Source organism: Rhizobium centroccidentale (assembly GCF_030182565.1).
In the GTDB taxonomy this organism is placed as follows: Bacteria; Pseudomonadota; Alphaproteobacteria; order Rhizobiales; family Rhizobiaceae; genus Rhizobium.
Map to the genome: position 1 here is coordinate 49,254 of NZ_JAQJCG010000011.1, position 16,003 is coordinate 65,256.

The window sequence follows — 16,003 nt, forward strand, 5'->3', positions numbered from 1 at the left end:
CTGGCCTAGCCCGCGCCGCTGAGAGGTTCAAAACGTATGCCTGGAAATGTCGGACTGGCATATAGCCGCATTTTCTCGATCGAATATCGTGTGGCATCGCGCGCAGAAAGCCGCCGCGCGCGGTCACCTATGAGCAGGTCGATAGCGGCAAGCCACTCTTCGGCGGTATTGCCGATGTGAAGTTCCCCGGCAACGACGCATCGTTCGAAAGTCGGGCATCGGGAAAATATGGCTGCTGCCTGCAGGCGGCTGATGTCGATCCGCTTGGTATCCGAACGACTTGCATTCGTCTTTCCGGACAGAAGGGGGGCCAGAGCGATATCAGCTCGATGATGCGTTGTCTTTGCGAGATAGGCCGGCCATGGAAGCGGCGGGATGATCGTCATTCTTGCTGGATCGATCCCTTGCAAAGCCCAGCGTCGGGCGAGAGCGCCGGCGGCAAAAACCTCGAAATGCAGATTGCCGTGTTTCTCCATCGCGGCTTTGACGATGGGCATGAGGAACTCGTGTTCGCGGCGATGGACGCCGGTGGCATGATAGACCATCCTCAGCCGCGCGCCTCCGTCATCCCCGGTATTGACCACGATTTCTGCTGCGTCCGTTGGAAGCGGGGGCAGGATATCGATCCGATGGTTTCTCATCGCGAGCGCGTTTGCCAGGGGTTCGGTCGAGGTCCAGACATGAGTGAGAAGCCTATTGACCCTCGGCATTGGGCGGACGGCCAATTTGATCAGCCTGAACTTATAGAGCCAACCGGCCTCGTTGCCTGTCACGACCGCGGGAATGTCGTCATCGACGAAATAGGCGACCCCGGCAAGCGAGCCTCGTCTTTCTTCCAGCCAGCGCAATTGCGGCTGCTTGATGTAGCGGCAAATGATGACGAAGAGCCCGTCGCTATCGATAGCGTCGAGGGGGTCGTCGAGGCCTTTCATGATGACCGGAATGTGGCCGAGTGTCTTGGCCCGCTCAGCAAGATAATAGCTGAAACTCGGATTGGGATGGCGCGACAAGATCAGCAGGCGCCGAGCAACACGCTCACCATCTTCCGCCAACGCACTGGATGGCCGTGGTCTTGGAAGCAATTGATAGACGATGTCGCGCAAAATTTGCATGGGGCTTCGTGCAACTACGCCAGACGACTTCGGAGATTTGCGAGGATGCCGAAAACCGCGCCCCAGGCAAGCATTGTCACGCTAAAGATGCCGGCGATCCAGAGTGTCCGCTGCGGATACTCGGCCTCGTCGGGGAGGCTGGGCGCCAGGAACGTATCGAGGTAGAGCAGCTGCTGCTTGCTGACGAACTTGACCTGCTCGAGCGTCTTCATGCTCGTGGCGAATTGCTGTTCGGCAAGGCTCTGTTCCAGTTCGCGTTGTGACATGTCCACGGAAACGTCCGCAAGATTCTGCGCGGACTTGTTCTGTCCTGCGACTTGGCTGTTGAGCTGATCGATCTGCTTCTGCCTGCTGTCGATTTCGCGTTTCAACACGCGCATCTGCGGTGCATCGGCGGAGACAGTTCCAAGCAGCGCATCATATTTCTGTTGAAGCTCTATCCTCTCCTTCTGCACGGATGAGATCAAGTTGGTGATAACGGTCGACGATCCCTCGACGCTGAGGACGCCTGTCTGGTTGCGAGCAATCAAAAGCTGATCCCGCGCTTTCTGCAGCTGATCCCTAGCATTGTCGAGATTCGCCTGGGCGGTTGAGATGACATCGCGCCAGATGCGGGTGTTGACGTCGTTGACAACGACTTCGGACGCGGCGACGACCTCGCGCAATACCTTCTGGGCATCGGCCGCGGTGAAAGCGCGCGCCTTGACCGTCACGATGCCGCTATTCGCATCGATTTTGACGGAAACCATGTCTTCCCAGTAATCGAGCAGCTTTTCCGAGCTCGCATCCTTCTTCAGGCGCGCAATCCGATCGATCGAGTCGCTGCCGTAGATCTTTTGAAAGTCGACCCTTTCCTCGAGCGCGGTAACCATGTCCTTGCTCTTGATGAAGTTAGTGACGATCAAGGTGTTCTGTACGATCTGCGCCGGCGGCAGGCCGGTCACCTTGGTAATCTGATTGCTGCCGAGTGCGGGCGTGGAGGTGCGGACAGTAAAGCGCGTTTCCGATTGATACTGATCGGACGCGACACAGGTAAAATAGTAGACCGAAGCGACATTGGGGACGACAATCAGCAGAAAGGTCGATGCCAGCATGACTTTGCCGATGATCTGCTGCATCGGCCGCGGCCGCAGGCCGACGGCCTTGAACAGCTGGCTGCGCCTCGATGTCGAGAAGCGCAGTTTCCGCGCGGTCACCGACAGATTCGTGGCCACGTTCCGGCTATGCTCCGTCGCGCTGAGCTGAAGCGCTTTTGGCGCGTTTTCGGTATCATGAGCCATATTGGGCCTTGCCGTCGATCCCTGATCTTCTATCGATTCAATCTGTAATAGGCTTCGATAGCCTGCTCTACCTTATCGAAGACGATAAGTCTGCCATCGACAAGTACAATACCCCTGTCGCAATGTGTATTAATCATGCTCATGCTATGGGACACCATGATGATATCGGAATTCTTGCGTCTGTTCTCGAATGCGATGCGGCAGCGCTCCTGGAAGCGCGCATCGCCAACGGCAAGAACCTCGTCCACCAGATAGCATTCGAACTCGATCGCCATTGAAAGCCCGAATGCCAATCGCGCGCTCATGCCCGAGGAGTAGGTGCGCACCGGGGCGTCGAGGTAGTCTCCCAACTCGGCGAACTCTTCGACAAAGCGGGAGACGCGCCTGACATCCTCACCATAAGCGCGCGCAACGAAATGAACATTGGCTCGCCCCGTCATGAAGGGATTGAAGCCGCTGCCGAGGCCCAGCGGCCAGGATACCCGGACATTCTTGCTGATCTTGCCCGAATTCGGCAGCATCGTGCCTGCAATCATGCGGATCGTCGTCGATTTTCCGGCACCGTTCACGCCAAGCAGGCCGTAGGAATAGCCAGATTCGAACTCGCAATGCACCCGGTCGAGGATGATCTTCTTGCCGCTTTGTGTCTTGAAGAATTTGGAGACGTTCTTGAAGCTGATCATGGTGCTTTCCCGCTCATATCCGGTGATCCTCGACGGATGCCCAGATGAGAGAAAGCGTCGCCCAGGCGACAACAAGCGCAAGCAATATGATCAGCGGTGTGCTGACTCGACGCGGAAATATCGATTCGTCAGGCAGTACCGGCTTGACGAAAACGGCGAGGTAGAGAGTCTTGCGCAGAGCTTCGGCAAGTACGGCGTCATAGTTCTTCTGCGCGCTTTCGTAGAGTTTTTCAGCGATCATACGATCGGTTTCAAGCCTGGAATAATCCAGCAGAGCCTTTGCAAGGCTCGCATTCTCAGGGCCTGTCAACTCCGATCTCATCTTCTCGATCTGCGCATCGAGGCTGTCCTTGGCGAGATTGAGCTGCTGATAGGTCGGAGAATTCTGGGCGTTGGACTGTCGCATGACGAAGAGACGTGTTTCGAATTCCAGCTTTTGCGCAAGCAGCCCGGTCAGAAGCGTGCCGTTGTTCTGCGCCTGTGTCTGCGGGCTCAGAAGGCCGGATGCATTTTGGAACTGGTTGAGGGCGATCAATGTATCGCCATAGGTCTTGCCGCTTTTCTGAACGTCGGCCTTCATGCTCTGCACGATGTCGTTGCGCGCCCGTTCGGAAAGCTCGTTGATGAGCTTTTCGCTTTCCTCAATGATGGCGTCCGCGAGCTTGACGGAATCATCAGGCGTGAAAGCCCGGACCTTCAGTGTGATGATGCCGGAGGTGACGTCTATATAGGCGCTGACATGATCGTTCCAGTACTTCAGGAACTCTTCGTCGGATCGCGCCGAGCTGAATCGCGACAGGAAATCCGCATCCTGCCGGGTAAACATGGCCCGGTAATCGAGTTTCTTGCCGATCCGGTTCAAAATTTCCGTCGAGTGGATGAAGCTGGTGACGACATAAGCGTCCTGCGAAGCCGAGCGCATGTTCAGAGCGCTGGTGGCTCCGCCGGCATCACCGGCATCGCTGGTGTCGCCTGCTCCCGACACGGCACGAACGGCAAAACGTGCTTCCGCCACATATTGGTTCGAGGCAATGAAGGCGTAATATACTGAACTGGCCAGGAAAGGCAGAATAACGAGCAGGACAAAGCCGATGAGTCTCAGCGGCGGCTTGCCGCCCGACTGTGTTTCGGGCTCGTTGCCGTCATGCACTGGTATGTATTCGACGTCCTCGAGATCGGTACGCGTACGCTGCGCCGGCAGCCTGCGCCGAAACAGCGAAGGCAGGATATGCCGGCTCGTTTTTACCCGCGGAGAGTCCTGGACTATCGCGTCTTCAATGACTGTCTTCGGCATGTCAGCTTGCAATCGTTTCCGGCAGTCCGGGCGCGGTTGGTTTCATCGCCTGACGCACATAGTGGTCGAAAATCAAATCCTCTTCGAGCATAAGTTCGGCAATATGCAATGAACGCAACCTTGCTGCAACGTCTTCAAGGGTGCTGTGTCTGGGTGGCAACGGAAAATCGTCAACCGAAATACCGATGAGCTCGCTGAGCGCTTGTTGAAAATAAAGACTGTCCGTATCGAAACCGACAATGGCAAAGCGCGAGAGAAGATCGATCGCGGTAGCAACATCGCCGCGTGTCACGGTCTGTTCCGGTATGGTCGTGGCCAATTGCCGGGTGACCGGAGATACCAGAACATTTCTGACACTCTGAGGCGCTTTCTTCAGGGCTGTCTTGAGAGAGGCTTCGTTTTCGAGGCTTACCTCGGCAAAATGCTCCGCAGCAGGCGCCAGGATGATCTTGTCGCGATCGCCGAAAAAGGAAATCTGAGTTTTCGCCATTCGTTTCAGAAGGAATATCCGCAGAGCAAGTTCGTAATAGGGATCGGTAAGCAGAACGATGGCCTTGAATCCCTTGTCGAGGAATTCTTCATAATTGCGCATCAATAGCCGGCCACTAAGATAGATCGACTGGATGGCGTTCAGATGAAAGGCCTGCAGGGTGGTTTCGTGACCGAAGCGCTCGACGGATGAAAGCTCATATTGAAAGTTGCGCCCGCAATAGTAGTCGAATTTGACCATTGGCAGCAGCTGTGTCTCTAGCCTTACAATCTTTAACGGAATCGTGTTCGATACTTGCGGTCGCCGATAGATTAACAATCCGGATTTAGCGTCATGGATCATCAGCGAGGTACGTTCCATGAGGTCCGGCATGATTGTCGTATCGAGCCTGAAGCCGACATAGCCGTCTTCGTGCCGTCCTGAGTCGATGACCGCCTGTTTGAGCTGGTCGCATGGCAGGATCATCAGATCGCCATCGGCGTCCGAGATTCTGATCTGTGGTTTGTCGGAGAAGCCATCGGGGATCAGATAGCCCTCGATAACGTTGCCGCGATCATATTCGAGGTTAAAAAGCACGGAGTTTCTCCGGCGCTTTTACCAGATCGGCACAGTGCCGAAATTGGCGATGGGATGACGCTATTGCACCCTGCATAGCATCATATCTGTCAAGATGCCTATCGATATCGCGGATGTCAGGCCTTGGCATTCGAACCTCGTCAGGTCTTGCTGGGCGCTTTTCGTGCCAGCAGCGAGAAGCTGGGGCCGCCTGGATGGCTTAGATTTTCATCTCGGATGACAACGTCATTGAAGCCGAATGTACGCAGCAGCATCAAGATGTCGTCCCTGTGCATCCAAAAGTGCCGGTCCTTCATGCCACCGCAGAAAGACGCATTGGCATTGGCATGGTGATAGCTACGCTCGTAATAGCGCACCGCAATGCCGTCTATCAGTTTCGTCTCCACCTTGCCGCTGAAAGGCAGCCACCGCACGTCGCCCTCTGGCATTGCCTCCTCCAGGACGAAGTGCGTCCAGATGAAAACCGCGCTGGATCGCTTTGCCAGCAAGCGAAGAAATTCACCGGGGTCGGCCATATGATAGAGAACCCCCGATGCAAGCGCTAAATCGTAGATTTCTTCGCCTTCCGCCAGCCACGCCTGAATATCGCCGAGCATGAAAGAGGCGGTATTTATGTTCAGGATCTGCTTGGTTACCAGACATCTTAAAAAACAGAGCCGGTTTGCTTCGATTGCATCGATCCGTGCCGGGCGATGGCAATTCAGCATGTGGGTATGCATCCCCTCGAGCGGACCGACTTCGAGAACGGTCCTGCCTTCTATCGATCCGAATGTGTGCAACGCCCAATCGATGCGGTCGTCGGCATAAAGGGGCAGGTTGCCGGCGCTGAGACCGAATGCCGGCGGAAACGCACAGTTCCATCCTTGAAGTGCATCGATGGCGTTCTGGTGCGCTGGCCTGCCTTGCTCGTACTGATCGAATATCTCCAGAGGACTTTTCGATGCTTTCTTTTGGGAGCGCTTTGAAAAACCAAGCATTAATACATAACCTTCATTTCAATCGGCATTCCGCCGATCCGGAGACGTTCTCGCATTGGCGCATCGCGGCTCCCAAACCGCTGTCGCCTCGCGGCGAGTTGGCGGAATTTGTAAGTGCCGATGAACAATCGAGCATTGCCGAGGAGGCAGAAATTCGGCAAGTACCGATTGTTGTGGTCTGTCATCTCTGCATGGGTTGCGGATCAGGACTCAACTCTTTTACAGGCAATAGCAATCTTATGAAAAGCGGCATAAGTGCGATTCTGCGGAACTTTATGTCGGCGATCGGGGCGATTTTTTACTATTGCCTTTACTTAACGGCTTCTTTTTATTTTTCAGAAAATTTTAATTTTAAATTCTAAATAATACTCGTGCAAATTGCTTTAACTGCCTTTGCTCCATATAAATCCGATTTGATCGGGCGCTTCTTGAAACCCGGGTGTGTTCAGATGATCGCACCTGATATTTTTGATTGTATTCCCGGCATTTGGGCTTGTTGACGCGTGCCCGTTATGCTTTTCAAGGCGTCGATAGATTTGATGCATTCTATGTCGATGTATGCCATCAGGTAATCACGGCAGCTAATTGGTTTGAGGTTTTCAATTGTTTCGTATTGGCGCCGTACTTTGTTGCGTGGTTCTGGCGGGGTGCAATTCCGTCTCGAGCGAAGGTCCTTTAGCTGGCGCCATTGTAAAGGACGCTGGTCAATCCAGCGTTGAACTAGGCCGCAGAAATGCTGCCGTGTTCGATATCGTTGACATCGACAGCCGCAGTGCGCGTCTGGTTTCCGATTATGTTTCCTCCACGCTCAATCGTCGTTTTGGCATGGGCGGCGGCGTCGGTCCGGTCGTTATCGGTGTCGGCGATGCATTGAAGGTCACGATTTTCGAAGCTGGCGCCGATGGCCTGTTTTCGACGGCGCAATCGAAGCAGGTATCGCTCGATATCGTCGTTCAGCCGGATGGCACGGCGGCAATCCCTTATGCCGGCTCGGTTCGCTTCGCCGGCAAGACGCTTGACCAGGCTCGCAAGGCAATCCTCGCGGCTCTGGCAACCAAGGCCGTCGAGCCTGACGTTATCGTGACAAGCATGGGCACGCCCTCGCGGAGCGTCACCGTTTCGGGTGCGGTTGGCCGTCCTTCCATGGTGCCGTTGGACCTGACCAAGGAAAAAATCACCGAAGTCATCGCCAAGGCGGGTGGGCCTGCGACGCAGCCCTACGAAACCTATATTACGCTGGTTCGGGGCAGTAGAACCGGAACGGTTCTGCTGAAGTCGATCATCGAGCATCCTTCTGAAGATATCTATGTCCAGCCGGGCGACCAGATTTTCCTCGTCCGCGATCCGCGAACCTTCACCTTGCTCGGCTCTGTTCGCGGAGACGGCCGTATCGAGTTCGGCGCGAACGATCTGAATCTGCTCGAGGCCGTTGCCCTCGGTCATGGCGCGATCGACGATGCGAGCAACGCCAAAGGCTTCTTCCTGTTCCGCTACGAAGAGCCTGAAATCGCCAAGATTCTGCTCGGTCCCGCCCGTTTCCAGGACCTGCTGCGGAAGGGAATGGTGCCGGATGCCAAGGGACGCTATCCGATCGTCTATCGGTTCGATATGTCCAATCCCGACAGCCTGATCGTGGGACAGACTTTCCCCGTCAAGAGCCGCGACGTCATCTACGTGTCGCGCCATCCTTCCGTCGACATCAGGAAGTTCTTGAATCTTATCGGTACGCCGCTAGGTATCGCGTCCCAGGGAGCAGCAACAGCGGTGAATCTGGGACAGTAATCCTGGAAAAATGAAGGGCAGCGGTTCCATCTGGTCTCCTGCGCTCCTATTCGTTGGCAAATGCCGACATCTGTATGATTGTGACGGATCGTGCCTTGTCGGCAACGGAAATTCATCGCGAACTGACTTGTCGAAAACACGACAATCGTCGCAAGCAATAGCTGCGATCTTCGACTTGGATTGAAGGGTGTAAGAGATCGCATATTGCATCGGTTGTTGCGCTGCCGCATATTGGTTGCACACGCAATTTTTTTGTCGATAACAACCACAGATAATAACGTGTGCAGTTGATATTGAATTCGGCCAGTTTGGTGCCCTTCTTTGAGTATTGCTGAGAGAACATGACAGTTGAAATTATCGGACGCGCAAGCGTTGCCCCAGGGGCGAGTTCGATTGAAGAACTGCAGCTTGTCCTCAAGGAGGGGCGTTGTACCGTAAGCCGCATACCAGAGGAGCGCTGGGATCTCGCGCGCTTTTGGCATCCGGCTGTTGGTATTCAGGGGAAGACTTACAGTTTTGCAGCTGGCGTTTTCGATAATGTCTACGCCTTCGATCCCGCGGTTTTCGGCCTTTCCCAGCGCGAAGCGATGCAGATGGACCCGCAGCAGCGCATCCTTCTGAATATAGTCTGGCGCGCTTTGGAAGATGCAAACCTGCCGATCGATGGATTCGAGGGACAGCGCGTCGGCGTCTATGTCGGGGCATCCTCCCTTGAATATGGCAATCTGACGCTGGAAGACCCCGCCTCGGGCAGCCCATATTTCATGACGGGCAATACGCTTTCCATCGTTTCCAACCGTATCTCCCACATATTCGGATTGCGCGGACCGAGCATGACGATCGACACGGCCTGTTCGTCGTCGCTGGTCGCGCTCGATCAGGCAGTGAAGGCGCTGGAGAACGGCGAGATCGATACGGCGATCGTCGGCGGCATCAACATCCTACTCAACCCCATGTCCTTCGTGGGCTTTGCCCAGGCGCGCATGCTATCGCCGGAAGGGCTCTGCCGCGCCTATGACGACAACGGCCGCGGTTACGTCCGTGCAGAAGGTGGCGCGGCGATCGTATTGCGCCGGACGGACGTTGCACTGCGCGAGAAGGACCGCAGCTATGCCAGGATACATGCCGTGGGCGTCAATTCTTCGGGACGAACCAACGGCATCTCCATGCCGTCGCGTGAGGCGCAGGCCGCCTTGCTTCAGTCGATCTATGAAGGGCGCAATATCGACGTCAATCGCATCGCCTTCATCGAAGGGCATGGAACGGGAACGAAGGTCGGCGACCCCGCCGAAATCTGGGCGATCGGCGAAGTCATAGGCCGCAATCGGCGGGCGCCGGTACCGATCGGCTCGATCAAGACGAATATCGGCCATACCGAACCGGCATCCGGTCTTTTCGGGTTGTTGAAGGCCGTGATTGCGCTCGAAAATAATTTCCTGCCAGCCTCGTTGCATTTCGATCATCCGAACGAGTCCATAGACTTCGAGGGACTGAACGTTAGGGTCAACACATCAACAATCGAGCTTCTTCCGGCCAAGCAGGTGCGCTTTGCCGGGATCAATTCCTTCGGCTTCGGCGGAACCAACGCCCACGTCGTCATTAGCGATCCCGATCCGATTGCGCCGCCGGAGCCGCCAATCCGGGGCGAGGGGATTGTTTTTGCCGTCAGCGCTCACACTGCGTCCGCTCTTTCGACATTGCTCGAGGAATACAGGACCCGTCTTGAAACTGCCGAGCCCAAGGAAGCACGTCAGATCGTTGCTTCCGCCGCGGCCAATCGCGAACCCATGCGCCATCGTTTTGCTGCCCGCGCGAGGGACAGCGCGGCCGTGCTTGCCGCGATCGATGCGCATCTCGCAGGCAAAAATTCGGTCGGCGAGGCGGGTGAGGCTCCGGCGCAGGCCGCCAAGATCGCTTTCGTCTTTTCCGGCAACGGTTCACAATGGGCGGGAATGGGTGTCGGTGCCTATCAGGAAAACCGCCATTTCCGGCAATGCTTCCAGTCCTTCAGCGCGCTCTTTGAATATTATCTCGGAGAGAAGCTGACCGATGTCCTGGTCGCTTCCGATCTTACCGCGCGCTTGGCTGATACAAAGATCGCGCAGCCGCTGTTGTTCGCCATCCAGGCTTCCCTTTCGGATTGTCTGTGGTCCATGGGGGTCAAGCCCGATGCGGTCTTCGGCCATTCGGTCGGCGAAATTGCCGCCGCTTATGCCGCCAAGGCGTTGACGGCTGCCGAAGCGGTTGCCATCGTCGCCAAGCGCTCGCTGCATCAGGATCTCCTCGCCGGCGAGGGCAAGATGGCCGCCGTGGTGCTAGGCGAGGATGCCGCGCTGGCCTTTGCGAAATCCAGAGGTCTCGACAACATATGCATCGCGGCGATCAACGCGCCGAATTCGGTAACGATCTCCGGTCCGGCCGATGAGATAGAGGCCTACAGGGACGCAGCGCGCAAATCCCAGATCGTCGCGCATATTCTCGATATCAATTATCCGTTCCATCATCCGATTATCGACCGCGCCAAAGAGGCCTTTTTCGCGGACTTGCCCGATCTCGCACCCGATAGCGGCACGGGGATCTTCATTTCGACGGTAACAGGTGAATTGCGTGACGGGCGCCTGCTGGATACGCAATATTGGTGGCGCAATGTTCGCGATCCCGTGCTCTTCAAGGCCGGTTGTCAGGCCGCGATGGCGATGGGATGCAACCTCTTCATCGAGATTTCGCCGCGCCCGATCCTGTCGAACTATGTGGCGGAGATCGCCAAACAGACATCGGTTCAGGTCATTGCGATACCGACCTTGCTACGGGAGGCGCCCGTCGCTGACCATGATCCGGTTTCGCAATCATTTGCGCGGGCAGTCGCCAATGGAGCGCCTGCGCTGCGTGCTCGCGGCAGCGCCACCCGCAACGCCTTCGTCAAGCTGCCGCCTCTGCCTTTCGAGCCAGTGGAGCTTCGCACCCCTCCGACGACGGATGAGATCGATATCTTCGGTCGGGATCGCAAGAGCCCATATACGCTGCTCGGTTGGCGCGCCGATCTCAATGGTTCGAATTGGAAGAACCATCTCGACGCCCGTCTCTTCCCCGATCTTGCGGAACATATGGTCGACGGCAAGGCAATCATGCCGGGCAGTGGCTTCGTCGAGATCGCGGTAACGGCGGCGCAACGCTATTACGGGGCGGATGAGGTTGAAATCGGCAATCTCGAAATCATCCGGCCGCTCGAATTGTCCCAGGATCGAATGGTCGAGCTATCGACGATCCTGTCGCCGGAGACCGGAGATATCGAGATCCGGTCGCGCGAACGCCTAAGCCATGACGAATGGACGGTTCACGTAGTTGGACGTTGCCGCAAGCCCTTGGCGAGCGAGGGGGACGGCAAGCCCTTCGAGCGATCGGGTACAGAGCGCAAATCGACGTTGACCTCCGATGTGACCTACGAAACGGCGGAACGTTTCGGATTGCATTATGGCCCGCATTTCCAACTTCTGTCGAAAGCCGTGGCCTTTGGTCATCATGCGATCGAAGTGGATCTGAAGCCGGCTACCCCGCCGTCTCATCCCTTCGCCAGCTATAATCTCAACCCGATGTCGGTCGATGCGGCGTTTCACGGCCTCGTAGCATTGTTTGATCAATTCTCCGGCGACGAAACCGGTGCTCCCTATATTCCCGTTCATTTCGGCACAGTGAGAGCTTTCGGCAAGGGAAGACCGATCGTCAAAGCCGTTATCGAGATCGAGCGGTTTAGCGCGAATTCAATCAAGGCCCGTTTCACTCTGTTCGATGCAGACGGCAGGCCGGTCGTCGTTCTTGACGATTGCCGTTTCCGCCGCACGCAGCTGCGCCGCAGGGCAACGCTCGATTCCGTCGCCTTTCATTATGAGGGAGTGCCTTCAGCTCATTTCGCCCGCGGAGACAGACCTAGCGCCGGTACACGGTGGATTTCATCGCATGGCGCCTCCGATGGGAACCATGCACTCAACAATGCAAGTCTTCTTCTTGACGCCGCGATCTATCGGGCCTGCCATGATATCGCGCTGAAGGTTGCGGACCGCAACGGTACTGTCGCATTCTCCGGCCTTCCCGGTGATCCCGAGTTCAGGTCTTTCCTCGTCAATTGCCTTTACATTTTGGAGGACGCCGGCATCGCGGAGACGGGGGACGGCAGGTGGCATGTACCCCTGGAGCCGACGCTGCCGCCGGTGGCGGAGCTGGTGCAGGAAATCTATCGCGAGGACGCCGGGCGCGTAGCCGAGAGTGTCCTCGTTGGCGATGCCTATCGCGAGACGATCGAGCATCTGGCGGTGATACGTCCGCATGTGCTGGGGCGTGAGCCTGTGAGCCAGGGTGCAAATATGCCGGGTGGGGCGACGCTGGAGCATGTGCTTGTTCATTCTCCGTTGAGCCGGAGACGGCTTTCGATGCTGGCAGAGGCATTGGCTTCCTCCATCGAGGCCATTGACAGGCCGATCGGGCACGTTCTTGAGGTCGGCTCGGTATCGGTTGCTTTCAGTCGAAAGCTGGCAACGATCGCTGCGGCCGCAGGCGCATGTCTCGTGATCGCCGAGCCGCGCGAGCAAGCCCGCCGAGCATTGGAGATCGCCTTCGAGCGTGATGTACATGTTATTGTGGCCGATCCAACCAGGCTGAAGGATCGCCCTGTCGCCGACATCGTGATTGCCTCCGGCGATCAGAGCCAGCATTTGATGCGCCACAATGATGATATCAAGCGGATGGTTCGGTCGGTCGCCGCCAGCGGCGCGCAGTTGCTGCTCGCCGATCGCGCGCCGAGCGCCTTCAACGATTTCGTCTTCGGCCTTTCCGCAGGCTGGTTTGCCGATAGCCAGTCGCCCGAATTTCCGGTCGGACGGCTCGGTACACCCCAGCAGATTGCCGATCTCGTCGGAACTCTGGGCTTTGCCAAGCCTCTGATCCATGAACAGACCTTTTCCGAAGGCGCGCTGATTACGGTGTCGGCCGTCTCCGAGCGGCAGCCGGCAGAGGATATTGTCGTGGAAGCCGTCGATCCGATCCTGATCTTGTCGGAGCAGGGCCGGAAGGGTCTCGGCAAGCTGGGCAGGAATATAACGGTGATCGATCTTGGTGCATCGTCTCCGGATATTGTCGACGCTCTCGATACCATTGACCCGGCTACGCGCCGCGTCGTTTATCTTGCGGATATGAAGCGTGGCGATGCAGCGGAACTCTCGTTGTCACGTCTCGCCGCCTTCATGCAATTGGCGAACCTGCTGTCTCAGCACGCCGATGGAACACGGCCTCGACTCGTCATCGTGGCGCCCGGCGGCTCTCCGCTGTCGGCTAGCTCTATCGATGGTGCCAATGCCGGCCTGTGGGCTTTCGGACGCGTCCTTCAGAATGAATACGATGCCTTTGACGTGCACCTGCTGGATGCCGATATGGCTGGCAGTCGAGTGCTATCGGTGATCGATACCCTGATGGTCGCGGAAACGGACAATAGGGAATGGTTGCTGGATCGCGTGACCGGAAGGGTCCGGGAAATCCGGGCTGTGGCTGGTCCCTTCGATGCCATCGAAGCGAGCGGCAGTGATTTCACGGCAGCAACGATCCGCCAGCATGTGAGCGGGCGTCTGGATAGCGTAGCCTGGGAGGAGACGAGCCTTCCCGCGCCCGACCAAGGCGAGGTTGTTGTCTCCGTCGAAGCCACCGGCCTCAATTTCCGGGATGTCATGTGGGCTATGGGCGTTCTGCCCGAAGAAGCATTGGAAGACGGCTTTGCCGGTGCCACCATTGGCATGGAATTCGCTGGGCGAATTCTTGCCGTTGGCGATGCCGTCGATGATCTTAAGCCGGGTGACAAGGTGATGGGGATCGGGCCTGCTGCGTTCTCGACCCATGTGCGTGTTCGCCGCGATGGCGTGACAAAGCTGCCACAGCAGATGGAAACCGTTGCCGCCGCCACCGTGCCGGTGGCCTTTTTGACCGCCTATTATGCGATGGTCGAGCTTGGGCGCATTCAGCCGGGTGAAACCATACTAATTCATGGAGCTGCCGGCGGCGTCGGTCTGGCGGCGCTCCAGATTGCCAAGCTTAAGGGTGCCAAGGTGATCGCCACCGCCGGTACGGTCGAGAAGCGTGGCTTCCTCGAAATGCTCGGCGCCGATCATGTGCTTGATTCCCGCTCTCTGGATTTCGTTTCCGGCGTGCGGCGGCTTACGGGCGGCGAGGGTGTCGATCTTGTTCTCAATTCGCTCTTTTCGGAAGCGATGGAGCGAAGCATCGAGCTGGTCAAGCCATTCGGCCGCTTCCTAGAGCTTGGCAAGCGTGACTATTACGCCGATCGTAAGATCGGCCTGCGTCCATTCCGGCGCAATGTCAGCTATTTTGGTATCGACGCCGATCAGCTTCTGGTCAATGTACCCGACCTGACACGGCGCATCTTCAGGGAGATCGGCCAGCTTTTCGCCGAGGAAAAGCTGACGCCCTTACCATATCGCGCCTTCGCTTATGACGAGATCGGCAACGCTTTCCGGCTGATGCAGAATGCCGGCCATATCGGCAAGATCGTGGTGCGTCCACCTGTTGCGGGTGTCGACAATGTCCTGCGGACACCTGCGAAATCTCTGCGCTTCGATGCCAGGGGCGTTTTCCTGGTTGCCGGCGGCATTGGCGGCTTCGGCCTATCCGCCGCCGATTGGCTTGTTTCCAGGGGTGCGCGCCGCGTAGCGCTGTGCTCGCGCCGAGGCATTGCCGATGCGGAAACGAAAAAGGCGATAGCCGATTGGGCCAGGCGCGGTGTCGTGACGACGCTGCATGCCTGCGATGTCACCGATGCTGTCGCGGTCGAGACGCTGCTTGCCTCGCTTCGCGCCGAAGGCGCGCTGAAGGGTATCGTTCATGCCGCCATGGTTCTGGATGACGCGCTGCTTGCCAACCTGACGCCGGAGCGCAATCGTCCCGTTATCGAGGTCAAGATCCGCGGTGCGGAAAATCTGGATCGCCTGACACGAGATGACAAGCTGGAACTCTTCCTGCTGTTCTCCTCGGCAACGACCATGCTCGGCAATCCCGGCCAGGCGAATTATGTGATGGCAAACGGCTACCTGGAGGGCCTGGCGCGCGCTCGCCGCGCTGCCGGCAAGCCCGCGCTCGCCGTCGGTTTCGGCGCCATTGCCGACAAGGGCTTCCTTGCCCGCAATATCGAGGTCAATGATCTGCTCTCCAAGCGCATCGGTAAGGCAGCGCTGAAGGCGCGCGACGCTCTGGAGCAGGTCGAGCGTTATATGCTGGCGGACAGAGGCGCGGTCGATGCGGCGGCAGTCATGATCGCCGAGATCGATTGGAATGCCGTTCGCCTGCTGCCAATCTCCGGCCGGTCGCTGTTCGAACCGCTGATGCGGCATACAGGCAGCCATCAGGCTTTGAACGAGGGAGATGGCATCGATCTCAAGGAGCTGATCAAAGGGAAATCGGAAGAGGAGGCTCAGGCCGTCCTGCATGCGCTCGTCGCTGCGGAGATTGCCGCCATCCTGCGCGTGACGGAAGACACGGTGACGCCCGACAAGGTTTTGAAGGATATCGGCCTCGATAGCCTGATGGCCATGGAGCTCGGCATGAGCTTCCAGCAGAAGACCGGCTTCGATATTCCTTTGAGCGGCGTAGGCGAGGGCACGACCGTGGGCGATGTCGTCAGCCGCTTGCGTGATCGAGTCATGAATCGCAATGATGATGATGCTAGTGGTGACGCGGCCGGAGACGAGGTGGTCGAGCGTCTGGCGCGCAGCCATGCCTCAGACCAGGAAAAAAGGGCCGTCCAGTGACCACATA

General features: G+C 57.4%; 9 protein-coding genes. 3 read left to right on the forward strand and 6 right to left on the reverse strand.

Annotated elements, in window-relative coordinates; genetic code table 11:
- Positions 1-5 precede the first annotated feature (5 nt).
- From PH562_RS16020 to PH562_RS16045, 6 genes are all read right to left on the reverse strand, one after another.
- Complete coding sequence (locus PH562_RS16020) at positions 6-1,112, reverse strand: hypothetical protein (RefSeq protein WP_285174127.1); 1,107 nt, start codon at positions 1,110-1,112, stop codon at positions 6-8.
- A 14-nt stretch (positions 1,113-1,126) separates the two neighbouring features.
- Positions 1,127-2,326 carry a KpsE/RkpR family capsule polysaccharide export protein gene (locus PH562_RS16025; RefSeq protein ID WP_285174128.1) on the reverse strand — a complete coding sequence of 400 codons (1,200 nt, stop codon included), beginning with the start codon at positions 2,324-2,326 and terminating at the stop codon, positions 1,127-1,129.
- A gap of 95 nt (positions 2,327-2,421) precedes the next feature.
- The gene (locus tag PH562_RS16030; RefSeq protein WP_069616299.1) at positions 2,422-3,075 is read right to left on the reverse strand and encodes an ABC transporter ATP-binding protein; all 654 of its coding nucleotides are present in this window, start codon (positions 3,073-3,075) and stop codon (positions 2,422-2,424) included.
- Between the two features lie 13 nt (positions 3,076-3,088).
- Positions 3,089-4,369 (reverse strand): KpsE/RkpR family capsule polysaccharide export protein, encoded by a 1,281-nt coding sequence (locus tag PH562_RS16035; RefSeq protein ID WP_285174129.1) that lies wholly within the window; start codon positions 4,367-4,369, stop codon positions 3,089-3,091.
- Position 4,370: 1 nt separating this feature from the next.
- Entirely contained in the window at positions 4,371-5,435 is a 1,065-nt protein-coding gene (locus tag PH562_RS16040) for a hypothetical protein (protein WP_113229650.1), read from the reverse strand.
- A 140-nt stretch (positions 5,436-5,575) separates the two neighbouring features.
- Positions 5,576-6,412, reverse strand: coding sequence for a class I SAM-dependent methyltransferase (locus PH562_RS16045; protein WP_113229651.1), 837 nt, complete (start codon positions 6,410-6,412; stop codon positions 5,576-5,578).
- Between PH562_RS16045 and PH562_RS16050 the strand changes: the two genes are divergently transcribed.
- The 3 genes from PH562_RS16050 to PH562_RS16060 all read left to right on the forward strand — a co-directional run bounded on the left by PH562_RS16050 (position 6,397) and on the right by PH562_RS16060 (position 15,996).
- Positions 6,397-6,774 (forward strand): hypothetical protein, encoded by a 378-nt coding sequence (locus PH562_RS16050; RefSeq protein WP_285174130.1) that lies wholly within the window; start codon positions 6,397-6,399, stop codon positions 6,772-6,774. The two genes, PH562_RS16045 and PH562_RS16050, sit on opposite strands and share 16 nt — an antisense overlap.
- Before the next feature lie 241 nt (positions 6,775-7,015).
- The gene (locus tag PH562_RS16055) at positions 7,016-8,194 is read left to right on the forward strand and encodes a polysaccharide biosynthesis/export family protein (protein ID WP_113229652.1); all 1,179 of its coding nucleotides are present in this window, start codon (positions 7,016-7,018) and stop codon (positions 8,192-8,194) included.
- Between the two features lie 341 nt (positions 8,195-8,535).
- The gene (locus PH562_RS16060; RefSeq protein ID WP_285174131.1) at positions 8,536-15,996 is read left to right on the forward strand and encodes a type I polyketide synthase; all 7,461 of its coding nucleotides are present in this window, start codon (positions 8,536-8,538) and stop codon (positions 15,994-15,996) included.
- The last annotated feature ends 7 nt before the right edge of the window (positions 15,997-16,003 follow it).

Coding starts and splice junctions, on each gene's coding strand:
- PH562_RS16060 (WP_285174131.1), top strand. CDS start 8,536: ATGACAGTTGAAATTATCGGACGCGCAAGCGTTGCCCCAGGGGCGAGT.
- PH562_RS16035 (WP_285174129.1), bottom strand. CDS start 4,369: ATGCCGAAGACAGTCATTGAAGACGCGATAGTCCAGGACTCTCCGCGG.
- PH562_RS16045 (WP_113229651.1), bottom strand. CDS start 6,412: ATGCTTGGTTTTTCAAAGCGCTCCCAAAAGAAAGCATCGAAAAGTCCT.
- PH562_RS16020 (WP_285174127.1), bottom strand. CDS start 1,112: ATGCAAATTTTGCGCGACATCGTCTATCAATTGCTTCCAAGACCACGG.
- PH562_RS16030 (WP_069616299.1), bottom strand. CDS start 3,075: ATGATCAGCTTCAAGAACGTCTCCAAATTCTTCAAGACACAAAGCGGC.